Origin of the sequence: Furfurilactobacillus rossiae DSM 15814 (genome assembly GCF_000428925.1) — a bacterium.
Lineage (GTDB): Bacteria > Bacillota > Bacilli > Lactobacillales > Lactobacillaceae > Furfurilactobacillus > Furfurilactobacillus rossiae.
In genome coordinates this window covers 72,506-94,209 of the sequence record NZ_AUAW01000006.1, presented here as the reverse complement: position 1 = coordinate 94,209, position 21,704 = coordinate 72,506, and the positions used below count along the sequence as shown (strand labels likewise).

20 protein-coding genes and 1 pseudogene are annotated in these 21,704 nt (G+C 42.7%); 5 read left to right on the top strand and 16 right to left on the bottom strand.

Translation table 11 applies throughout. From position 1 onward, the window contains the following. Window positions 1-6: 6 nt before the first annotated feature. From G400_RS0105325 to G400_RS0105300, 5 genes are all read right to left on the bottom strand, one after another. Window positions 7-429 (bottom strand): GNAT family N-acetyltransferase, encoded by a 423-nt coding sequence (locus tag G400_RS0105325; protein WP_017262873.1) that lies wholly within the window; start codon window positions 427-429, stop codon window positions 7-9. 204 nt (window positions 430-633) lie between these two features. Continuing rightward, window positions 634-1,554 (bottom strand): ribokinase, encoded by a 921-nt coding sequence (rbsK, locus tag G400_RS0105315; RefSeq protein ID WP_026017234.1) that lies wholly within the window; start codon window positions 1,552-1,554, stop codon window positions 634-636. A 96-nt stretch (window positions 1,555-1,650) separates the two neighbouring features. Next, a complete protein-coding gene (fucP, locus tag G400_RS0105310) occupies window positions 1,651-3,000 on the bottom strand; it encodes an L-fucose:H+ symporter permease (RefSeq protein WP_026017233.1) in 1,350 nt (449 codons plus the stop codon). Window positions 3,001-3,046: 46 nt separating this feature from the next. Beyond that, window positions 3,047-3,442 (bottom strand): D-ribose pyranase, encoded by a 396-nt coding sequence (gene rbsD, locus G400_RS0105305; protein ID WP_017262869.1) that lies wholly within the window; start codon window positions 3,440-3,442, stop codon window positions 3,047-3,049. Between the two features lie 1,373 nt (window positions 3,443-4,815). Then, on the bottom strand, window positions 4,816-6,660 hold the full coding sequence (locus G400_RS0105300) for an FAD-binding protein (RefSeq protein WP_017262868.1): 1,845 nt from the start codon (window positions 6,658-6,660) through the stop codon (window positions 4,816-4,818). Between the two features lie 191 nt (window positions 6,661-6,851). On the opposite strand from G400_RS0105300, the gene G400_RS0105295 reads away from it, so the two are divergent. From G400_RS0105295 to G400_RS0105285, 3 genes and pseudogenes are all read left to right on the top strand, one after another. Continuing rightward, a complete protein-coding gene (locus G400_RS0105295; protein ID WP_017262867.1) occupies window positions 6,852-7,766 on the top strand; it encodes a LysR family transcriptional regulator in 915 nt (304 codons plus the stop codon). Window positions 7,767-7,952: 186 nt separating this feature from the next. Further along, window positions 7,953-8,306, top strand: a pseudogene (locus tag G400_RS16630) (type II toxin-antitoxin system RelE/ParE family toxin). Then, window positions 8,293-8,583, top strand: a complete 291-nt coding sequence (locus G400_RS0105285; RefSeq protein ID WP_017262865.1) for a helix-turn-helix transcriptional regulator — start codon at window positions 8,293-8,295, stop codon at window positions 8,581-8,583. The pseudogene G400_RS16630 and the gene G400_RS0105285 overlap by 14 nt, the downstream one beginning before the upstream one ends. Window positions 8,584-8,660: 77 nt before the next feature. On the opposite strand, the gene rbsR is transcribed toward G400_RS0105285, so the two are convergent. Next, window positions 8,661-9,668: a ribose utilization transcriptional repressor RbsR gene (gene rbsR / locus G400_RS0105280; RefSeq protein ID WP_017262864.1), complete on the bottom strand. Its 1,008-nt coding sequence runs from the start codon at window positions 9,666-9,668 to the stop codon at window positions 8,661-8,663. Between the two features lie 257 nt (window positions 9,669-9,925). Between rbsR and G400_RS14550 the strand changes: the two genes are divergently transcribed. Beyond that, window positions 9,926-10,366: an ArsC/Spx/MgsR family protein gene (locus G400_RS14550; RefSeq protein ID WP_017262863.1), complete on the top strand. Its 441-nt coding sequence runs from the start codon at window positions 9,926-9,928 to the stop codon at window positions 10,364-10,366. A 147-nt stretch (window positions 10,367-10,513) separates the two neighbouring features. On the opposite strand, the gene G400_RS0105270 is transcribed toward G400_RS14550, so the two are convergent. The 9 genes from G400_RS0105270 to deoC all read right to left on the bottom strand — a co-directional run bounded on the left by G400_RS0105270 (window position 10,514) and on the right by deoC (window position 19,807). Beyond that, the gene (locus G400_RS0105270) at window positions 10,514-11,101 is read right to left on the bottom strand and encodes a hypothetical protein (protein ID WP_017262862.1); all 588 of its coding nucleotides are present in this window, start codon (window positions 11,099-11,101) and stop codon (window positions 10,514-10,516) included. Window positions 11,102-11,106: 5 nt separating this feature from the next. Beyond that, complete coding sequence (locus tag G400_RS0105265) at window positions 11,107-11,751, bottom strand: hypothetical protein (RefSeq protein WP_017262861.1); 645 nt, start codon at window positions 11,749-11,751, stop codon at window positions 11,107-11,109. 71 nt (window positions 11,752-11,822) lie between these two features. Further along, the gene (locus G400_RS0105260; protein ID WP_017262860.1) at window positions 11,823-12,668 is read right to left on the bottom strand and encodes a competence protein ComK; all 846 of its coding nucleotides are present in this window, start codon (window positions 12,666-12,668) and stop codon (window positions 11,823-11,825) included. A 225-nt stretch (window positions 12,669-12,893) separates the two neighbouring features. Continuing rightward, the gene (locus G400_RS14545; protein WP_017262859.1) at window positions 12,894-14,234 is read right to left on the bottom strand and encodes a cytosine permease; all 1,341 of its coding nucleotides are present in this window, start codon (window positions 14,232-14,234) and stop codon (window positions 12,894-12,896) included. A 361-nt stretch (window positions 14,235-14,595) separates the two neighbouring features. Then, window positions 14,596-15,894 (bottom strand): pyrimidine-nucleoside phosphorylase, encoded by a 1,299-nt coding sequence (locus tag G400_RS0105245; protein WP_017262857.1) that lies wholly within the window; start codon window positions 15,892-15,894, stop codon window positions 14,596-14,598. Window positions 15,895-15,913: 19 nt separating this feature from the next. After that, window positions 15,914-16,876 carry a sugar-binding transcriptional regulator gene (locus G400_RS0105240; RefSeq protein WP_042655456.1) on the bottom strand — a complete coding sequence of 321 codons (963 nt, stop codon included), beginning with the start codon at window positions 16,874-16,876 and terminating at the stop codon, window positions 15,914-15,916. Window positions 16,877-17,058: 182 nt separating this feature from the next. Continuing rightward, window positions 17,059-17,769 carry a purine-nucleoside phosphorylase gene (deoD, locus tag G400_RS0105235; RefSeq protein ID WP_017262855.1) on the bottom strand — a complete coding sequence of 237 codons (711 nt, stop codon included), beginning with the start codon at window positions 17,767-17,769 and terminating at the stop codon, window positions 17,059-17,061. Window positions 17,770-17,794: 25 nt separating this feature from the next. Beyond that, window positions 17,795-19,006: a phosphopentomutase gene (locus G400_RS0105230; protein ID WP_017262854.1), complete on the bottom strand. Its 1,212-nt coding sequence runs from the start codon at window positions 19,004-19,006 to the stop codon at window positions 17,795-17,797. Between the two features lie 114 nt (window positions 19,007-19,120). Then, window positions 19,121-19,807 (bottom strand): deoxyribose-phosphate aldolase, encoded by a 687-nt coding sequence (gene deoC / locus G400_RS0105225; protein ID WP_017262853.1) that lies wholly within the window; start codon window positions 19,805-19,807, stop codon window positions 19,121-19,123. A gap of 199 nt (window positions 19,808-20,006) precedes the next feature. On the opposite strand from deoC, the gene G400_RS0105220 reads away from it, so the two are divergent. Further along, a complete protein-coding gene (locus tag G400_RS0105220) occupies window positions 20,007-20,756 on the top strand; it encodes a sigma-70 family RNA polymerase sigma factor (protein WP_017262852.1) in 750 nt (249 codons plus the stop codon). A gap of 127 nt (window positions 20,757-20,883) precedes the next feature. Here the strand turns inward: G400_RS0105220 and G400_RS0105215 are convergent, their stop codons facing one another. Then, window positions 20,884-21,615 (bottom strand): transaldolase, encoded by a 732-nt coding sequence (locus tag G400_RS0105215; protein ID WP_017262851.1) that lies wholly within the window; start codon window positions 21,613-21,615, stop codon window positions 20,884-20,886. Between the last annotated feature and the right edge of the window lie 89 nt (window positions 21,616-21,704).

Here is a 21,704-nt window from a genome sequence, read left to right as displayed (position 1 = left end):
TTTCGTTTACCAACCCTTCCCTAAATACTTAGTAACATTTTTTTGACAAACCTCAGGCTGGAAAATCATCGTTTGTTCAAACCAAATGGCACCAAGATGCAAATAAAACATTTGTACACCGTTTGTCTTGGTTCTCAAACTAACATAACCACTATTATCAGGAATTTTAATCGCTTCTCGCATCACAAGTGCTAGCAATATTGCGCCATAACGTTGTCTCCGATATAACTTTGCGACTTCAATCAAGGAAACCTTTGTAAATCCTTGTAAATGTGAAAATGAAATTAGCCCGACTAACTGTTTATCTACATATATTCCCATCACCTGATGGCTTTTCAACTCAAATTTCCAATCAAACCCAGACTCAAATCCAATCCCATTCAGGTTTCTCAATCTCTTGCTATCATGTATGAGCTTATATTCTTTCATTGACTATTATACCATATATTCTATTATAGAATATTCTTCCGATTTGATATCTGTTCATGTTTAGCGTTACTCATTACATACGCAAAAGAATTCACTTTTGATCGGACATATAAAAATCTTTGCCACCGACATATAAAAAAACATCACTCACAAAAGCAACAGCTTTCATGAATGATGTCATTTACCGAACTCAAAATCAGTAACTTATTTATATTCTGCCTTAATCTCATCCAATGTTGGAATCGAAGGCTGTGCACCAAGACGTTGAACAGTAATCGACGAAGCATGGTTAGCAAACGTAATGGCTTCACGCATGTTACTGAAGTCTGGCTTCAATTGTGAACTTAAAGCGCCAAGGAATGTGTCCCCGGCAGCTGTTGTGTCAACGGCCTTCACTTTGAATGCATCAACAAAACCACTACCGTTCTGGTTCGCATAAAAGGCGCCACGAGCACCAACGGTAATGATCAGTTCCTTACAACCCATTTGGGCAAACTTAGCCGCATTCAACAGCATTGAAGCGGCATCAGTCACTTCGATGCCGGTGATGGTTGCTGATTCTGTTTCGTTTGGTGCAATCAAATCAGTGACCTTTAATAGATCAGCTGGGATCGTTGGGATTGCTGGTGCTGGGTTTAAGATGGTCGTTACGCCAACGGATTGCGCGTACTCGAATGCATACGTCGTCGTTTCAATTGGTGTCTCAAATTGAGAAATCAAGAAATCGGCATCCTTGATCACATCTTTGGCAGCATCAACATCAGCCTTGCTTAAGGACTGGTTAGAACCAGCGTAAACAAGAATCGAATTTTGACCACTCTCTTGCAATAAGATGAACGCTTGACCAGAACCGCGTTGTTCATCCGTTGTTACGTGTTCAACACTAATGTTGTCTGACTTCAAAGCGTCGCGCAATACTTCAGCGGCATCGTCAGCACCAACTTTACCGATGAACGATGTTTGTGCGCCAGCACGAGCAGCAGCAACAGCCTGGTTAGCCCCTTTACCACCAGGAGCTGAACTCTTATCCGTCATTTCCATAGTTTCGCCGCCAAGTGGCAGACGTGGAATCCGTAAGATGGAATCCATGTTTAGACTTCCTAATACAACGACTTTGTTCGCCATAATTGTCCCCTTTTATATTCAATAATAAACCGTATAAATTGTTCTACGACTAATTTACCATAAAACACCTAAACAAGAGTAGTGTCTACGATGCTTTTAGTGTTCCGCAACAGTTTCTGGATGTGCAACTTCATAACGATGTTCAAAGAAGAAGTATGTCGTTACGATGACGAAACAGATCACTGGCACGATGAATGAAAATTGCATTGTCGTCAAATCAGAAACGGCACCTTGCAACAACGGCATAACTGCACCACCGATGATGGCCATAACCAGAATGGCACCAGACGTTTCGGTGTACTTCTTTTCGGTAACTGTGTCCAATGTGTGAGCATAAATCGTTGGCCATTCAGGACCAAAGAAGAAGCTGGCTAAAATGGCAGTGTAAACGGCCGTCATGTTTGGAATCAAGAATGTTGCCAATAATGACAACGTTCCTAGGAATGAATAAATGGTCAAAACTTTCGTAATTGAGAAACGGTTCATCAACCAGTTGGCAACCACCTTACCAAAGAACCACATTGCGTAACTGAAAATCATGAACGTTGAGGCAGCTGAATCACTAATTGAATGGTTTAGATTTAAGGCCAAACGAATGGTGAATGACCAAACGGTTGTCTGCATACCAACGTAGAAAAATTGAGCCATAACCCCGCGTTGATAACGTTTGTTATGAGAAAGATACTTTAATGTTTCACGTAATGTTACCTTTTCAGCCTTTGTATCAGCAGCTGTTGCTTCTTCAGCGCCTTCTGCAGTGGCCTTAGCGGCTGGCATTTTTGTAAAGGCAATAATCACAAAGATAATCAGCAGCACACCGAGAATGTACTTGTAAGGTTGCAACGTTAACTGCAACATTTTTTCGCCATAAGCCTGACGAGCAGCCGGCGCCATGTGAGACATCTTTTCAGATAAGTTCCCACCGTTACCAAAGATCAGGTACTTTCCTAGCACGATACCCAACATATCACCAAGCGGCACTAAAGTTTGTGAAAAGTTTAACCGCGCGTTGGCCGTCTTTTTCGGCCCCAGCATGGACGAGTATGTGTCACATGCTGTTTCCAGAAAACTCAAGCCAATGGCAATCGCAAAAATAGCAACTAGGAACATGCTGTATGTTGCCATTCGTGATGCCGGGAAGAATAGGCCACATCCGACAATGTAAGCAAACAACCCAATCATAATGGCAAACTTGTATGAACTTTTTTTAATAACCAGCGATGCCGGAATGGCAATTAAGAAATAGCCACCGTAAAACGCACTTTGAACAAAGGCTGTTGCCAAGTCGTTCAGTTGGAAAACGGTTTTAAATTGTGTGATCAAGATGTCGTTTAAACTAGCTGCGGCACCCCACAATGGGAAAATCATTGATACTAATAAGAAAGTAAACATTGGTGTACGAGATAAATACCCGTCTGATAATTGCTTAACCGAAGTTTGTTGCATGTTCGTCTCTTCCATTTCTATGCTCCTATAAAATGATGGCTGACCGTTAGAATGTCACGCCACTCTCCAAAATGATGTTTGAGTACGCCGTCATTTCCCCTGTGCGAACAAAGGCGTGTGTCTTGCTGAGATCTTTTTTCAATTCGCTGTGCGGTACAAACGTAATTGGTGTGTCAGGTAACAATTGCTTAATGGCTGTCAATTGTTCTGGATTAACTGTTTTAATTTCTTCTGCCAAATAAATGTGTTGTACTTCTAATTCAGCTAAAACATTCTTTAGAACGTCGATAAAACTTGGCAATTGTTTGGTAACTGCAAGGTCAATTTTCTCTGTTCCTGCGGGTACCGGCATGCCCGCATCCCCGATTGATAACCAATCCATGTGACCCATATTGGAAATCACACGCGATAGATCTGAGTTAATTACTGTTGTCTTCTTCATTTTGTTGCTCCCTTCGGTTTGAATAACGTTTGTATTGGTAAAACGTTTTACTTAAATAATTTTAAGTGAGCCTTGAAAGCTCACCGTTTTTAGTAAAACGTTTTATTGAAAATCAATGTGAAAAATATATCATAGTTTGGAAAGGCTTTCAAGGGTTTTCTTGAATTAATTTTACTAGTCTGTGTTCACTTCCTGCATCACAATTGTTACCGCTCAAACGTTAACTTGATTGTGTAGCACGTTGCGTCGACCCAAAACGACGTTTCAGTGGGACCGGTCTCAGCCTGCTACGCAGTCTTCAACCTCGCCTTCGAGCCTTAAAGCCCAAAGTCTCGAAGCTCGTCCTGCATGACTAAGTGACCAAAAACCGCTCACTAAGTCATGCTGCCACGAAACTTTGTTTTGCGTCAACTCCACTTTTCTACAAACCAACGCAAATATTATTATTTGGAACTAGATTATGCTAAATTTATGGTGGTAATGGTTGATACCTCAAGCATACACGAGAAAGGTCAAATTAATGAGAACAGTTAAGATTCAAACCATCGACTCACAAACTTTTTGCCCTTGCCATTCGATATTCATCCGAAAAATGATACCTTTGACGTTCTACAAGGACGTGACGGTGCCGTTATTTACTTACCGGAAGGACACAATCCCTTCACTGATAAAGAATACGTGACCGCACATAGCGGTAGTGAACTTGATGAAGGATTCAATATCAGTCCAGACGAATTTGTCTGATTTTTCATTCCACTACTTCGTTTTCAACTGAGTACTAGTAACTTTGATTTAGGTCAAAAAAGGACACTAAGTTCCGTTTTAAAATGAACATTTAAGTACAAAAATTGACCCACTAGAAATCGATCATATTTCTAGTGAGTCAATTTTAATATACGTTTTATTTTGTTCTACCAAAAACCAATTACTTTAGTCCAAAGTAAACCACCGCCAAGCCAAATGACGTTGAACATAACCCCAAAAATGGCACTCAGTTTCCACCAATCTTTAGATGTTACATAGCCAGTGGTTGAAAGCATAGCCGCTGGACCAGCGAAAGGGAAGAGACATTTTGCAACAATTTAGGAATTGATCCAAAAAATATTTTGACACATACGTCATCGTAATACTGCGGTCAAAGCAAAAGTGCCCTTTACAATGATCTGTCAAAAAAACTCATGGCATGATTTCACGCCATGAGTTTTTTTGCATTAGTAAAGATTAAAAGCAAAATGGTTAATTAGAACCCTATTCCAAAAATTAGACAGTAATGCTTGTTTTATTTAAGCCTAATTATTAAGCTGCATCACACCATATCGGTCATACTTATTCGTTTAAAATGAGTTTAGATCACGTTTACTGCGAGAAAAAAATTACTTAACCTTACTCAACGCATCCTTAACCGCGGTCTTAACAGCCCGGCTGGATGATGAAGCACCGGAAACAGCATCAACGTCAGCCGTGTTTTGTGCGACGATTTCGCGTGGAATCTCCTCCACGGCTTTACGACCAACGTCTTCACTTTCACTTTCCTGAAGCACTTCGACATTTTTAATGTGTTGATCCGCATAAGTTACCCGAACCACGATTTGACCACCAATACCGTTGTTAGCACTGCCCAAATACTGGTTCTCACCAACCGTGTAGTTGGTAGCATTATCCACCAAATCGTTGCCACCAAGGTCAATCTCAGAATCTTCATGAATGGAAGCAGGCGTGTCCGCATCTGTAGGCGTCTGGTCAGAATCACTAACCTTCTCCTGCTTTGATGCAGCTGCATTTTCACCCGCAATCTTGCCGAAAATTAAACACTCGGCCAAATTTCCGCCACCGTTATACTGGTTCGCATTGATACCACCAAACTCACCAGCTGAATAAAGGTGCGGGATCGGCTCGCCTTCAGCGTTTAAAACCTCAGCCTTGGCATTTCGTTTGGCACCACCCTGGGTATTGAGCATTGCAGTGGCCAGTTCAACGGCATAATATGGTCCGTCATGTAATGCACGCATGCTATCAGCGGCACGACCCAATTGATCATCACGACCTGCAACGGCAAAGCGATTAAAGGAAGCCACCGTTTGCGACAACACTTTAGGATCAGCCTGAATCTTCTCCGCAAGCTCTTCAATTGAGTTTGCTTTAATAACCAACTTAAAGAAGTCAGGATATGGCAACTCGCCCTGCTCTTTGATGGCATTGTATTGCGCTTGATCGAAAATTAAATGTGGATGTGCATACACGGTCGGGTTATGCCATTGACCGTGCTCATAAGCATGACCATGACGGCCATTCTCATCCTCGCGCACATACCGGCTACCATCATCGGCAGCAATGAAAATACTGCCATGCGATAACTCTGGCCAAGCACCAAGAATGAACTTTCCACGTTCTTCGCTTGGATTTTCAAACGTAAAACCGGTATCGAAGCCATACCCCTCATAACTGTGCATGTGCCAGAAACTAGCCCCAACCGCTTGCGCCATCCGAATACCGTCACCCTTGTTGTATAAGGTTCCAATAACTTTTAGCTTTGGAACACCGATAAAGTTTTGAATATCATCATTATTGTTTTCAAATCCGCCCATCGCCATCACAACACCGTTACGCGCAGCAATATTCACCTCGTGACCATTGCGTTTGACTGCAACACCAGTAATCGTCTTTGTGTCAGCATCTTGAATCAAACGCAGTGCTGGACTTTCAAGCCAAACATCAATCTTGTCGGATCGGTCAGTCACGTGTTTACGCAAATTCTTCCACAGCGTGGCATCAAAGAAACCGTCATGAACTGTCGTTAAATCAATTGCATCAGCGCCATCAAACTCTGGGTATTCGGGTGACAATCCATGAGCAAAATCTTGCCAACCCGGATCACGATGCGTCTTGTTGTAACTAACTGGTTCCTCAACATCGAGATACTCGTGCATGTATTCTGGAATCTGATTAATACCGTCAACATACGTGGACAGCATTTCATCGTCGATGTTAATGCCGTTAAACAGTTGCTTAAAGTAGGCCTTTGTTTTAGCTCGATCATGACCAGTTAGAACAACTTGACCAGCGTACCGTGTGTTACCGCCTTCGTGGCCCAGCGGCGCGGCATCTATTAATAGAACCTTGGCACCGTTATCTGCCGCAAACCTACTAGCTGTGGCACCAGCCGCTCCGAATCCAATCACAACTACATCATAGGTGCGTGCCCAATTTGTCTTTACCATTGTGTTGCCTCCATTTTTTATTCGGATAAAAAGATCATTCAATAGTTTGTTTAATAGTGAGCATAAAATCGTAACAATCCTGTTTGATTCAAACTACCCAACCTCATTGTTACTGTTTTTTTGTCGATTGTGAAATATCTTTTTAAGTGAGATGATATGCCTAAAATGGCATAATGTTTGGAGGCTTATCGATGACAACCATGAATCAGAACCAGCAGTTATTACATATTCTCAGTTCGTTGCAGACAACAGGCAGCATTTCTGATACTGCGAATGCCATGTACCTCACCCAACCAAACGTCAGCAAGCAACTCAAGCGATTTGAAAATGAACTTGGCGTTCGGTTGGTGGATCGGCGTACCCATCCCCTGTCGTTAACAGCAGCAGGCAATTATTATCTCAATCAAATGGGCGTCCTGATGAACGAAGTCGATCGTGTCGTGACCAACTTGCAAGCCTTCAAAACAGAGGCGCATGCTACTTTACGTTTAGGGGTCACCCAATCATTAGGCTCAATCCTGTTGCCAAATCTTTTACCGGCCTTTCATCGCCTCCATCCTGAAGTCACATTAGAGTTACACGAATTAGCTCCTGAACAAGGCGAGCAGGCGTTAACTAGCAATCAACTTGACATCTATTTTGGTGTGGCACCGACACCACAACCTGAAATCACGCACATTCCGCTCTACTCAGAAGGATGTACCTTAGTAATGTCGAAAAACGCAGTCGAAAACATTGGTACCAAGGATGTAAGTGCACATTTAGAGGACATATTATTTAACTTTGCTCGCCAGGAACTCATCATTGAACGCGGTGATTCCGGCTTTCAGCGAATTATTTCAGGATATCTTGCCGCTCATAATATTCATCCATGGCGAACATTTACCACTGCTAATTTAATCACAGCTGAACGATTAGCTGCTAAGGGCATGGGCGCCGCTATCGTACCAAATTCACTTGTTGAATCCGCCAAATTAACGACAGACGTCGCCGCTATCCCTTTGCCCATCAACGAATTAAATCTCAGTGTCGTCGCGCAAATTAATAAGCAAGCAACCGCAAATACCGTGATTACTGATTTTCTACAAATGAAGTTTGACTATTAATCACATTGTTCTGCCGTGTCGCACCCAGCATTAAAAATAGCTAAAAACTGGCTTTAAGAAAAATGAAAACCTTCCCCTTTACATAAGTTTAGGTTAGACGGACCAACAAGCAATCCTTGCTGTCCAAAACCTAGGTCATAATGTAAAGGAGTTGAAAAAAAAGTGGCGTTAATGCTACTTTATTGGATGAATACAAAGCCAAAATTTATTCCCAGTGACCGTTTCTTAAAGTTTTTGCACGATCTTCCGGATAAAGATCGTGCGAAATTGATCGGAACAATTTCGTTAATAGAGTCACATGAGCTGCATATCGCTATTCGACAACTGTGGGTCAAAAAGATTGAGGACAATTTGTTCGAGATTAGGTCAATTCAATCTAGCAACATACAACGTGCCATTTATTTTCACATTAAATGAAATAATTATTTTATTACCCTTGGTTTTACAAAGAAAAGTAATAAAACACCGCGAAGACAAATTGATAGTGCCAAACGTATACGTGAAAAATATTTAAGGAGAAACACTAATGATCAAGAATAAGCCAGAGACCATGGATGACGTCATTCAACAAGAACTAAAACAACCAAAATTTCAAAAAACTTATGATCAGACTGTCAGCGCAGGCAATGCAGCAATTGCTTTATACGAGTTTCGCCATGAACTTGGTTATACTCAGGCTAAACTGGCTCAAAGGGCCGGATTAGCCAAATCAACGATTGTTCGTATTGAGACCGGCATTATGAATCCACGATTGGAAACCTTACAACAAATCGCTGACAGCGTTGGCGCGCATGTGGAATTAAAATTTGTCCGTTAATAAACATGGTATCAAAAAAGGATTGAAATGATCGCAGTGTGACTCTGCCGATCATTTCAATCCTTTTATTATCTTATCTATATTTTCCGTACCGAATCACGTTTGACTAACGAAACATCAACCACTTTCAACTGTGGTGCGTGCTCCGGATCCCGGAGACGATTCATAATCATCTGGCTCGCCCATGTCCCCATGTCATAAACAGGCTGGTGAATGGTCGTCAAACGCGGCGCCATATAGTCATCCAAATCAATGTCATCATAGCCGACAACGGACAAATCCTGTGGCACATTCTTACCAACGGTCTCAATACCGCGCATCAATCCTAGGGCCATTTCATCATTGGCACAAAATACGGCGGTAGCCCCTGAATCAATCACTTGGTTGGCAACAGCCCAGCCGCCTGCCTTAGACAGCTCAGTTGAAAATATCAAACTGTCATCAACCGAAATACCATGACGAACTAAGGCGCTTCGATAACCAGCCATCCGCAACCGCACATTTTGTGAGGGTCGGTCCGGCAACACCACCGCAATCTTATGATGACCAGACTCGATTAAGTGAGTAGCAGCTAATTCCCCGCCTCGTTCATCATCGACGATAATGCGATCACCTTCATTAATAGGATCATTTTGATCAAACAACAAATAGGGCACACGGTTACTCTTAAGCAGTCCATTCAGCTCCTCATTACCGACGGCGGAGCTAGCGATAATCATCGCGTCCACACCACGTTCAACTAGTGTCCGTAGATAATAATGTTCCAATTTTTCGTTGCGGTCCGCGCTTAAAATCATTGGCACGCATTCGTGCTCATACATTGCATCCTGAATGCCTCGCAAGAACATGGCGAAGAAGGGATTGACTAAATTGGGCACGATAATTCCAACCGTTTTCATTGAATGACTGATTAGATTACGAGCATTAAAGTTAGGAACGTATCCTAACTGATCCCTAATTTTCATCACTTTTTCTTGTGTTGCGGCTGGAAAACGTTCGCCCTTCCCATTGAGAATTTGGGAAACCGTCGTAATCGACAGTCCAACAGCCTTTGCGACGTCTTTAATCGTTACCCGCTTTGCCATTTTTACTTTTCAACCTCCATAAATTCGGTTAAATCATAAGTTTTTTTGTTACGAATATCATAGCATATTCACTCTCTATAAAGTGTGCTGATCCGCGTGAGAATGCATTTTGTTCACCTTCATACCGACAATAAATCAACTGACTTTTGTGTTTGTTCGGCGAATTTACAACTTAACATAAATATTGTTATTCAAAAAAATAACTATTTATACTCATGCTAGAAACATTAATTGCAATATAAATGGAGATGAAAATCATGATTAAAATCTACACTATCCCGTCAAACTTACCCTCTCGTCAGGCTGTCCGTTGGTTAACCCAACATGATGTTGCTTTCACTGAGCAACGTGTCCATGTAGACCAACCAGAATTGACGATTGACGAATTGAAGCAATTTTTAATGGCCTCCGAAAATGGTGTTGATGATTTGCTTTCCTTTCAGTCACTCGCTTACGCTGCGTTTATCAAAAATCATGATCCTGAAGCAATGTCTTTACAAGCATTGTTAACAGCCATGATTGAAAATATCCGTCTTTTACATTTTCCAATCATTTATGACGACCACCTTCACATCCTGCAAACTGGTTTTTCACAAGATGACATCAGAGTATTTTTGCCTAGAAGTGTTCGGGTTCAAGAGCTAACTACTATGCTCCTACGCGAATCCAAAAGCGATGAACTTTCTGATATTGAATGAAGATTAAAAACACCTTCTGACAATCGTGCGGGGCCAACCAACGGCTGGGCATACACAATTGTCAGGAGGTGTTTTGATGCTATTTCAAATAAACACACTTTTTCCACACTAGAACATTTACGCTATGCTTGGAATAAATGTTTTTCACTACTCTACATCATCACTTTGTTCTACCAGCATCATGATACTGGCACTGATTTGTTGAATCATGGTGGTCGTTAACGCCGGATTAAGCAATCGTAGTGTTTGCATCCCCACTTCCATTAACCACTGCGTGTCAGCACTCATTCCGAGCAGAGCATGAAAGGCTAGTTCTAAGTTAGTCGCTGTTCCGTTCAATTGTTTGCTGGCCAAATCGTCCGGTTCGGCCGCATAGTAATTGGCGCGTACCTGCTCGTGAAGCAACTCATAGTCCTTGAGCAGTGAAGACTCTTTGTCCATTAACGATGCTAACTGCTGATGTAATGCTTGGCTGTTCTCGGAAAATTGCTTTAAATTATCTTCATTTTCGCGTTGTTCTAACAGGTTATAGTTTTCCGTAAGGGCAAACGTTTGTAACTGACAAGCGAACACGTTATTGAGAAATGATAATAAATCAAATTGACGACCACTAATCAGCCCCGTCAAATGCTGATCCATTAAGTTCTTTACGTTTGCAAGTGGAGCGTCAACAGTCACCTTGCGTTGGTGAAACCGTTTCTTATCCGCCTGACTTAACGGTGTCACATACTGCATTATTTTTACCCCTTTCGTGAGGATCCATTGGCGTTGCTAGCATCATTATTATCCGGATCATCCGATTGCGGTTGGTTCATGTCAACTTTGCGTTCTTTTGGCCCATGCTTTGGCGCAAGCTTGGCCTGAATTTCAGTTGCGACTGTTTCAATGTTTACATCAGGATTAATGTTAGCCAGGATTTCCATGATGTTAAAGAATTCCCACTTTAAATCAACCTGGAACATAATGTAATCATAGCCAAACAGATCTTGAGACCGCCATTCACTACGTGGCTTATTAAGTAGCTCTTGAGGGAACCCTTGCTCCGCCTGTTTTGCTAACTGAACCCGTTCCTGTTCAAACGGACCGAACTGATCAGCATGTGCTTTCGTGTTAGCTGATAAACGATCCCCAGTTAACTTATGCCATGTTTGTAGCTGCGACCACCACTCCTGGTTAATGGTGTCCACTAAACGGTTAAAATCTAACTGAACGGCGACATAGTCTGACAGTAAATCGTTCAAGTCAACATCACTGCCCTCAAAATTTCCTGTCATATTAGGAACTTGTTTTAAACTGTCGAATACACTCAGTGGATCATGTACAGGAATCTGGTAGTCATGAAAGACCTGTTGTTCTTGCTTCGTGATCGGTGTCGTAAAACTCATTGCGAAAGCCTCTCTTTGTGTTGTTTTGTTGTCTTTATCATAACGCTACGGAATCCGCTTTCATAGAAAAACTAGTTTATCTCGTCGTCCTTATCTGACACAAAGTGACGTGTTTTCGGTACAATTAAATGCCCATGTCCCCTTAAAAACTGGCGTGCTTCTTTTGCAATCGTTTCACGGTCTAAATTAAGCACGGCATCGTAGCCATCCACTAGAAAATCCTCTAACCCTGCTACCATTAAAACTTCAACCGTGTGAGCATAAAATTCTGTTTCGTCATGTAAAACTTGTTCAGGCCGCATTCCTAATACTTGTGCCAACTTATTGGTAAAATTCGGTCGACACCGATCAAAACCACTATTTTCAACCATCAATTCCAATTGCTCCTTCTGCAATTGAATAATCGTCGCCGCATCTCTTAATCGTTGCAGCATAAAATAATGTGACAACGGTAAAATGAGCTTCATGTTATTTTTAAAAATCAGCAAGGTTTCATGGGTCAAGCGACGAACCTGAACTAATTTGTAAAATCCTAACCATCCAGTCTCTCGCATCGTCGATCCCGCGGTTGGTACAAAACCATATTTACCGTTTACGTAAGGTGTGTAATGTTGCTGCCCCAAAAAGTGATGGGCAATCGCCATTTGTTGGCGAGTCCGACTGTTTTTAGCCATCAATTCTCGCATCAGCGTGCCACACGGTCGGCGCACCAATAATGGTCCCAGACGATAATCCAGAATCAACGTTAGTCGTTTTTGCTTCACGGTCACAGGTAAAACCAGCAAGGTCGTTGTTAAACTGATTTCGAAGTCCGCAATAGTTTCTTGTGTGGTCCATAAATGATTAATAAATGTTGATACTCGTAAATCGATTGTTTGATCGCGCAAACTGGCGGTTGAAAATTGTGGCTGGCTCATTCTTGATCCCCTTAAAAATAATGTATCGGTAGAATAACGATTAATTTTCATTAATGCAATTCATTAGACGGCAATAAACTCACAAAAGTACCGTTTCAGCAAAAAAATAAACACGACATATTAATGACGTTATCATCATGAATATGTCGCGTTTAACGTTTGTAAACGGATTATATATTATCAACGACCTTTAAAAATAGAAGTCGCCGCACCCTCGATATTTATTTAATTATTTTCAGGTACCGTATTCCTTAATTTTACCGTTAATCGGCTCAGTACCAAATGTAGACTAGCTGTAATGAGCATTGCAAATACCGTTGCACCGACTGTGTTTGTTACCGAACCGACTTGTCGTAACAAGAAATAACTCAATATTCCTAAGCCCCAGTTTACGTAGGCTAACCAGTTCACCCTTGGTGCGTTAGCAAACATATTATCAGTATAGTGTGCGCCGTGGATAAGATAATAATCGACTAAAATAATGGCAATCTCCGGTCCTAAGATCATGCCCACATAATCCAAAAACATCGTGAACACACCCAAAAAGCTGTTAGACCACAAAGGAATCAATGTCATCAGCGTCGCCAACACCGTTACTAGCCATAAAGCTGGTGTAAGTCGAAGTCGTTTAAAAATGTTAGTCAATGCCGTTCCGGCAGCCATTAGATTAACTGCGTTTGCAGTAGTACTCGTCAATACAATCACAATCATTGCCAAAATACCTAAACCAAGCCGTGAAGCCACTGTACTCGGGTCCGATGCATTGGGATCAAATCTATGAAGTGTTACCGCTGCACCAATGGTAGCAATGATGCCGACGAGAGCAAACCAGAACAGTCCCACTGTGCCGCCAATAAACGGCGCTACTGTGGCAGCCGTCTTATTCTTAGCAAACTTGGTGAAATCAGCACCAGCAGTCACCCAAGCGAGGTTAAACGCCGCTAACGTATCAATTGCGTTACCGGTTGGCAAATGGAACTTAACTGGCACTTGCCACTGAGTCAACTGATTCAACGATACGGTTTGAAAAACCGCCCATGTTTCCCACAATACCAGTAAAATTACCAACACAATTCCAACACGCTCAATAATCCGCACAGACCGTTGACCGAGCGAAATACTAATCAGATGCAAGATTGACATCATCAAAATACCAAAGATAATACCTTTTAACCCGCCACGTTGACCAAAAACTGGCCAGCCCAGTAAATCATGAAGCAAATAACTAATAGAACCGGCTGCAATAAATGTGTTTACCGCAGCCCAGCCCATAAACTGAACCACATTGACTAATGACGGTCCAACGCTACCCCAACGACCAAACGAAACATTCATCAAAGCCATTGTAGAGCGTCGCGTTTGAAACCCCATATACCCGACTAGAGCCAGTAGCAGGTAAGCGACCGGACCGGTGATCATTAATACTTTCATCGCCCCACCCAGTCCTAGTGCAGCTAATACACCACCAACATACCAGGTGCCGTTGTTGGCATTGGCTCCAATCCATGTCGCCGTCTGATCCCAAAAACTCATACTGTGTGATGCTTCTGATGCTGTTTGCTTCATGTCTCTTCCTCCGTTTGCTGTTAAGAAAAAGCGCTACCAACACATTAGTGTCAGTAACGCTTATAATTAACAATATTTGCGGAAAATGACTGAGGGGCCACGATGCCCTTAACTTGTTGTTCGAAAAAAAGATTCGTCAAAAACATCATGGTCCTGCCTCCAAAAAAGGTCCGCTCACTGTCGGACAGTTATTTTCTAAAGTAGTTTAGCAATAATCGCATGCAGATTCAAGCGCGTGACCCAAAACTCACCATGCCTTCTTCAATACAAGGACGGCACCGCTGGCCCAAGACACTCACCTGTATCAAGCTTAAGTTCAAATGTCACTTGAGTACACGGTAACTTGCTCTAACCCCAAACTTTAATCGATAACCTCGTGGATGAGTGTCAATGGCTGCGCCTCATCACCAATTGAAATATTTGCTTCAATCAATTGCTGAACATCGCTAACATCCTCTCGGTTACTGTGAATTGTCAAAATCGTGTCACCTTGATGAACTTCGTCACCAACCTTTTTGGACAACGTCAAACCGACAGCATAATCTAATTGATCATCCTTCTTCTGCCGTCCACCACCAAGCATCATCGCAGCAATGCCCATTTCATCTGCCTTCATTTTGGTGATAACGCCATCACGAGCCGCCAATATCGGCATTTGATAGGTTGCCTGAGGCATCATTGTTGGGTTTTCAATCACGCGACCGTCACCACCCTGAGCGATGATCATTTCTTTGAACTTAGTCAAAGCGGAGCCATCATCAATATGCTGCTGTAGCATTTTTCTGGCAGCATCTAGATCGGTTGCTTTATTTGCCATGACAACCATTTGACTGCCAATTGTTAATACCAAATCAAGCAAATCAGCTGGGCCATTGCCCTTTAATAATGCAATTGACTCTTCAATTTCCAAGGCGTTACCAATGGCATTTCCTAATGGCTGATTCATGTCGGAAATAACCGCCATTGCATTCATACCAACACTTTTACCAATGCCGACTAGTTCTTTGGCTAACGCAACTGAATCTGCCTCTGTTTTCATAAAAGCACCGCTACCCGTTTTAACATCCAAAACTAAGGCATCTGTTCCACTAGCAATTTTTTTACTCATAATTGAGCCAGCAATCAGCGGAATGGAATCAACCGTATCGGTTACATCCCGTAATGCGTAAATCTTCTTGTCTGCTGGGGCAATGTTTCCAGTTGCACCGACAATGGCACAGCCAACATCGCGCAACTGCTGCTTAAATGACGCTTCACTAATTTCAACCTTTAAACCAGGAATGGCCTCCAACTTATCCAACGTGCCACCTGTATGACCAAGACCGCGCCCAGAAATCATTGGAACCGGAATACCAACCGAGGCTACCAAAGGCGCTAATGGAATACTGGTCTTGTCACCAACACCACCGGTCGAATGTTTGTCCACCTTGACGCCAGGAATTTCACTCAAATCCAACTGATCGCCCGAATGCAACATCGTCATTGTCATGGTGGCCGTTTCTTGCTTTGTCATTCCTTTTAGATAAATCGCCATTAATAGCGCACTAACCTGATAGTCCGGAATGTCACCTTTTGTATATCCGTTAATAAAAAATTCAATTTGTTCGGTGGTTAGTTCCCCACCATTACGTTTCGTATCAATTACGTCGACCATTCTCATGGTTACTGACCTCCATCACTTAGTGAACTGGGTCATAATTTAATAGCTGAGTTGCGCTTCCTTGATCAATAATCAACGTGTTCGCATAACCTGCTGTAACAGCGCCGTGTACAGCAGGTACCTTGGCGGGATTAGCGGCAACTAACACGCTGTGTGGAATATTGGCAAGCGCATCCAGTGGAATGCCAATCGTTCGCTGATCAATATTTGTATCAACCAACTGACCTTGGGCATTAATAAAGCGGGAAAATACATCGCCAACCGCATGGTCTTGTAAATAAGCTTGTTCGGCTTGAGTGAAGTATCCCAGCTTAAACAGCAACGCTGAATCGCGAACTGTACCAACGGTAAAAACAGCAATATCAGCCTTTTTGCCCAGTTCAATAATGTGTTTAATGTGTGTATCCTGTTCAACTAATTCCTTTGTTTGTTGGTGATCGAAAATCACTGGCAGTGGCAAGTACTGCGGTAAAGTATGAAAAGCGTTGGCAAATGTATTAACGCTTTCAAACGCAAAGTTATTACTCTGCGTATTCGCCACACTACCTTTCATCTGGACAACGGTTATGCCGCTAACATCCTTAGGATCCAAATGATTTGCAACTTGATGAATGGTTTTCCCCCACCCAAGTCCGATAATGTCATCTGTCGTTACAATTGATTCAATATATTCTGCAGCCGCTTTCCCAACACGTGACAATAAATCAGGAGTACCCGCCCCTTGTGTTGGCACAACTAGCAAATGTGTCAGCTGATACTTTTCTTGGAGCTGCGCCGTCAACGTAGCTACTGGTGTCATCGGCGCCGCAATTTCAATTTTAACCAAGCCAGTCTTTCTTGCGTACTGCAATAAGCGTGAAACCGTTGCACGTGAAATGTTCATTTCGGTTGCAATTTCGCCTTGACTCCAATTATTTTGGTAGTACAAGGTCGCTGCTTTGAGGCTATCTGCCGTTTTTTGATCATCTGTTTCCACGAACATTTCCTCTTTTCGTCCCACGGTTTCGGAATCTCTGTCACGATTGCAATTAACGTCACGTTGCCCCTAGAAACGGGTGCAATACCGGCAATAAACGAAGGGCGAATGATTTGGCAAATCGCCGAACCATTCGCCCTTTATTGATTAACCAATGTCTTCCTAAACATCTCAAACTCAATGTTGTATTACTTACCAGCAATCGCTGTTGCTAACGAAATGTTAATCATGTCGTTGAACGTTTTTTCGCGTTCCTCCGCCGTGGTTTTTTCTTCGCCAAAGATTAAGTCACTGACCGTCAACACTGACAGTGCACGGAAGTGAAGTTTGGCACCCAATAAGTATAACCCTGCTGATTCCATTTCGGTGCCAATAACACCATAATCAGCCAACTTCTTCATGTCTAGTTCATCATTATAGAAACGGTCCGCGGCAAAAATGTCACCTACTTTGGGCGTAATGCCCATCTTCTGAGCTTCATGAAAAGCCGTGTCCAACAGTTCAAAGTTAGCTAGTGGTGCATAATGAATGCCTGGTCCAAATGTATTCGCGGTTACGGCAGAGTCCGTTGTTGAACCCGATGCTAACAGCACGTCCCGTAAGTGAACATCCGGCGCCATACCGCCACACGAGCCGACCCGAATGATTGTTTTCACACCAAAGAATTTAACTAATTCATTAATGTAAATGGACATGGATGGAATCCCCATCCCTGACCCTTGAACGGAAACACGGTGGCCTTTATATTCACCAGTGTAACCAAAAGCATTCCGAACCGAATTTACCTGTTTTACGTTGGTCAAAAAGTTTTCAGCGATATACTTTGCCCGCAGTGGATCTCCTGGCAGCAAAACTGTATCAGCGTAGTCGCCCATGTTGGCGCCAATATGTGTACTCATTATGCATCCTCCTCATTCGAAAGGTTTACTTTACCGTTTCGCCATTGCTGACTTCACTCAAGAAACTCGTGCCTTCACTATTCCCTTGCACACCAAAGTTTTCCAATACTGTCGCGCCCATATCAGCAAAAGTCGGGCGAATGCCCAATGACTGATTAGCGTGCTTCATAGATGGTGAGTACGCCAGCAAAGGAACGAATTCACGTGTATGATCCGTACCGCGGTAGCCAGGATCGTTACCGTGATCAGCTGTAATCATGAGCAAATCGTCATCCTTTAAGTTTGCCAATACCTTGGTCAACCGTTGGTCAAAGTCCATTAAAGCCTGACCAAATCCCTTTGGATTACGGCGGTGACCATACATTGCGTCAAAATCGACTAGGTTCGTAAAGCAGAAGCCATGGAAATCACTAGCCATAACTTCATCCACATGATCCATTCCGTCCATGTTACTTTCATTGTGGTAGCCTTTGGTAATGCCATGGCCGGAGAAAATGTCATTAATTTTACCCACACCAATCACATCAAGTCCAGCCGCCTTTAAGCGATCCATGTCCGTTTCGCCAATTGGTTCTAGACTGAAGTCATGACGGTTAGCCGTTCGAGTAAAGTGATCCTTGTCAGGGCCAACGTAAGGACGCGCAATAATCCGGCCAATTGTCCATTCTGGTCCGTTAACTAGTGAACGCGCATATTCACAAATTTTGTACAGTTCTTTAACAGAAATAACATCTTCATGGGCCGCAATTTGAAGCACTGAATCTCCAGACGTATAAACAATCAATTCGCCGGTCTTCATCTGTTGTTCACCGTAATCATGAATAACGTCAGTTCCCGAATAAGGCTTGTTAACAATTACATGGCGGCCAGAGAAATCTTCCAGCTTTTTAATAATTTCTTCTGGAAATCCATTTGGAAAAGTCGATAAAGGCTTTCTAACAGGCAGCCCCATCATTTCCCAATGACCGTCCATGCTATCCTTACCAGCAGAAACTTCACGCATCTTACCGAATGCGCCAATGGCCTGATCAGCAACTGGTACACCCTGAATCGGCTTGCCGGGACGAATGTTGCTGAGGCCTAACTTACCTAAATTGGGCAGTGCCAAATCTCCCGCATAAAATTCGCCGACATGCCCAAGTGTATCAGCACCCACATCATCGAAGTCTGCGGCGTCTGGAGCCTCCCCAATACCGACTGAATCCATTACAATTGCAAAAATTCGTTTGTATGCCATGATTTTTGAAAGTCCTTTCCTGTCTCGCTTACGCTCATATTAATGCGCAGTTATCTAAAATCACTTAACCTTTTCGTTCGGCAAGCGCTTACATTTTATCGAAAATGTGTCTTGTTAAACTGTTGCCGGTTGTGCTTTTGCTTCTTCGAGGATTGCAACTGATGCAGAGACACCTAAACGATTGGCACCTGCGTCGATCATGGCTAACGTGTCTTTCAAGCTGTGCATGCCACCAGCTGCCTTAATCTTAAAGTCAGGACCAACTGCCTCACGCATTAAACGAACGTCTTCGGCCTTAGCGCCAGAGGTGGAAAATCCAGTCGACGTTTTAACAAAATCAGCGCCACCCTTAACGGTCAACTCGGAAGCCCGTCGTTTTTCTTCATCCGTTAATAAAGCGTTTTCAATAATTACCTTAAGTAATTTACCCTTGTCATGAGTTGCCTCTGCAACCGCCTTAATATCTGTCAAAACGGCTTCATCGTTATTAGATTTTAATTCGCCAATATTGATCACCATGTCAATTTCGTCGGCACCGTTATCAATAGCCTCGTTGGTTTCAAAAACTTTTGTTGCGGTCGTTGAAGCTCCCAGTGGGAAACCAATTACAGTACAAGTGGCAATGTCGGTTCCCTCAAGCCCCTTATGAACACGGGCAACCCAGTAAGGATTGATACATACAGAAGCCGTGTTGTATTCGCGAGCCTCCGCAATAGTTTTATCAATCATTGCCGAAGTTGCTTCTGGTTTAAGCATTGTGTGGTCCATGTATTTTGCGAGTTGTGCAACAGTTAATGTCATTTTATGAAACCCCTTTCATTTGTCTGACATCAGTATATCAGAAGTCGTGAACATTTGTCCACAATATTTTAGAAAATAATTTCACGGTGACAATTAAGCGCTTTATATCCGTTTAGTAAATTTACAATCTTTCATGCCTTTAATGCCTATCATTATGGCAACCACAGATTGATTGAACGGATTTAGAGGCCAGTTTTAAATGCATTGGTCTAGCCCAAACCGTGAAGCGATTTCACGTGTTCTGTTTGCACTCGCTCAGTCCGAATTTACAGCATGGTTTATTGTTCAACAGCACGTTATTCTCCTTTACGTCAACGGCCTTCGACGCAAAAAAATAATCGTTTTGACTGTGTCTGTGTACAAGGCAACAATCAAAACCAAACGAGGAAATTACATGCCCATTCATAATGAAGATGAACAATTAACACAGCAAGCCTTCACCTTTATCACACACGAAAGTAACAGCCGTGTTCTGTATGGTGTTCTGAAACGCCTTAACGTACACCCTGGAGATTCAAATTTTGACGATGCTGTTTCTGAAGGTCGCCTCATCTACGTGGCGGTATTTAAAGACTATGTGAATGCCTTCGGAGATCAAGACGCCGACGCCTTACGTCGCTATGCTTATCAACGGCTCTACTGGCGCCTGCTAGACTGGTTACGTGCTAGCACTCGTCGATTAAGCCATCAAAGTGAACTTAGTGATACTGTAGTCAACCAGCTCCAAAACACGGAGGCAACAGCGATCAACATGGAAAACCATGATTTTATTAATCGACTGATCACAACTTGCACACCATCAGAAAAAAGGCTACTAAGCCATTTGCTTGATGAAGAAATGACCATTAGTCAAGCTGCGAAGTCACTTCATGTTTCCAGACCGACTCTGTACAAACACCGTGAACGTTTGGCGGCCAAGCTTCAGGCTCACTTTCCTGAATTCTTTTAACGCTACACCTTAATGGACACAAAACGGTCATCACTACCTTTCCCAGAGATAGTGATGACCGTTTCGTCGTGTTATTTTCTCAAATCGTGCGTTGTAGTCCAAGTTAATGACAGTTATAAGTCGGTGGCTACTTAGTCAAAATCTTAAAGCCAAGTGCCTGGCTGTCGGCCTTGAAACGTTTGACTGTGTCTAATGAATACTCAGCCAGTGGTTTGCCCAATAACGTCAGCTTTTTCAATGAATCCGGCGTGCAAGTAATGATATCTGTATGCGTTTGAGCCGCCTGCATAATGTTGTAAACTTCTCGCTGACTGGCCCACAACAGCTTCAAGTTAGGCTTAAAGTGAACAATATCAGCATATTTAGACATTAATGGGCGTGGATCCACACCGGTATCAGCAATCCGGCCTGCAAAGACCGAAACAATCCCGCCTGTTGTTTCATCAAGAGCATCGCGTACGTTACGAACTTGTTCTTCCGTAAAAATGGCGGTTGCGTTAACCTTAATGCCATCATGAGACAATTTGTGAATCAACGGAATACTCGATTCACCTAAAGAATTCATGACAGGAATTTTCACATACACATGCGTTCCGAAATGACTGATAATATGTGCTTCTTCTTCCATATCGCCAAAATCATCACTGAATACCTCAAATGAAATCGGTAAATCAGGAATGCTTGCAACAGCTTGATGTGCAAACTCAATATAGTCCGTAACCCCGGCAGCCTTCATCAAAGAAGGATTGGTTGTAAACCCAGTCACTAAACCTGATTTGTAGGCATCGACCATTTGGTCAATATCTGCACCGTCAGCATAAAGTTCTACACCTAATTGATTAATTCTTGTTTCGTCCATTGGTATCACCTTTTCAATCTAAGTATATAGGCCTTTAGTACATGTTTATATCAATTGGTCTATGCTTCACACCATACCTGTTCACAATT

Coding starts and splice junctions, on each gene's coding strand:
- G400_RS0105325 (WP_017262873.1), bottom strand. CDS start 429: ATGAAAGAATATAAGCTCATACATGATAGCAAGAGATTGAGAAACCTG.
- rbsK (WP_026017234.1), bottom strand. CDS start 1,554: ATGGCGAACAAAGTCGTTGTATTAGGAAGTCTAAACATGGATTCCATC.
- fucP (WP_026017233.1), bottom strand. CDS start 3,000: ATGCAACAAACTTCGGTTAAGCAATTATCAGACGGGTATTTATCTCGT.
- rbsD (WP_017262869.1), bottom strand. CDS start 3,442: ATGAAGAAGACAACAGTAATTAACTCAGATCTATCGCGTGTGATTTCC.
- G400_RS0105300 (WP_017262868.1), bottom strand. CDS start 6,660: ATGGTAAAGACAAATTGGGCACGCACCTATGATGTAGTTGTGATTGGA.
- G400_RS0105295 (WP_017262867.1), top strand. CDS start 6,852: ATGACAACCATGAATCAGAACCAGCAGTTATTACATATTCTCAGTTCG.
- G400_RS0105285 (WP_017262865.1), top strand. CDS start 8,293: ATGATCAAGAATAAGCCAGAGACCATGGATGACGTCATTCAACAAGAA.
- rbsR (WP_017262864.1), bottom strand. CDS start 9,668: ATGGCAAAGCGGGTAACGATTAAAGACGTCGCAAAGGCTGTTGGACTG.
- G400_RS14550 (WP_017262863.1), top strand. CDS start 9,926: ATGATTAAAATCTACACTATCCCGTCAAACTTACCCTCTCGTCAGGCT.
- G400_RS0105270 (WP_017262862.1), bottom strand. CDS start 11,101: ATGCAGTATGTGACACCGTTAAGTCAGGCGGATAAGAAACGGTTTCAC.
- G400_RS0105265 (WP_017262861.1), bottom strand. CDS start 11,751: ATGAGTTTTACGACACCGATCACGAAGCAAGAACAACAGGTCTTTCAT.
- G400_RS0105260 (WP_017262860.1), bottom strand. CDS start 12,668: ATGAGCCAGCCACAATTTTCAACCGCCAGTTTGCGCGATCAAACAATC.
- G400_RS14545 (WP_017262859.1), bottom strand. CDS start 14,234: ATGAAGCAAACAGCATCAGAAGCATCACACAGTATGAGTTTTTGGGAT.
- G400_RS0105245 (WP_017262857.1), bottom strand. CDS start 15,894: ATGAGAATGGTCGACGTAATTGATACGAAACGTAATGGTGGGGAACTA.
- G400_RS0105240 (WP_042655456.1), bottom strand. CDS start 16,876: ATGTTCGTGGAAACAGATGATCAAAAAACGGCAGATAGCCTCAAAGCA.
- deoD (WP_017262855.1), bottom strand. CDS start 17,769: ATGAGTACACATATTGGCGCCAACATGGGCGACTACGCTGATACAGTT.
- G400_RS0105230 (WP_017262854.1), bottom strand. CDS start 19,006: ATGGCATACAAACGAATTTTTGCAATTGTAATGGATTCAGTCGGTATT.
- deoC (WP_017262853.1), bottom strand. CDS start 19,807: ATGACATTAACTGTTGCACAACTCGCAAAATACATGGACCACACAATG.
- G400_RS0105220 (WP_017262852.1), top strand. CDS start 20,007: ATGCATTGGTCTAGCCCAAACCGTGAAGCGATTTCACGTGTTCTGTTT.
- G400_RS0105215 (WP_017262851.1), bottom strand. CDS start 21,615: ATGGACGAAACAAGAATTAATCAATTAGGTGTAGAACTTTATGCTGAC.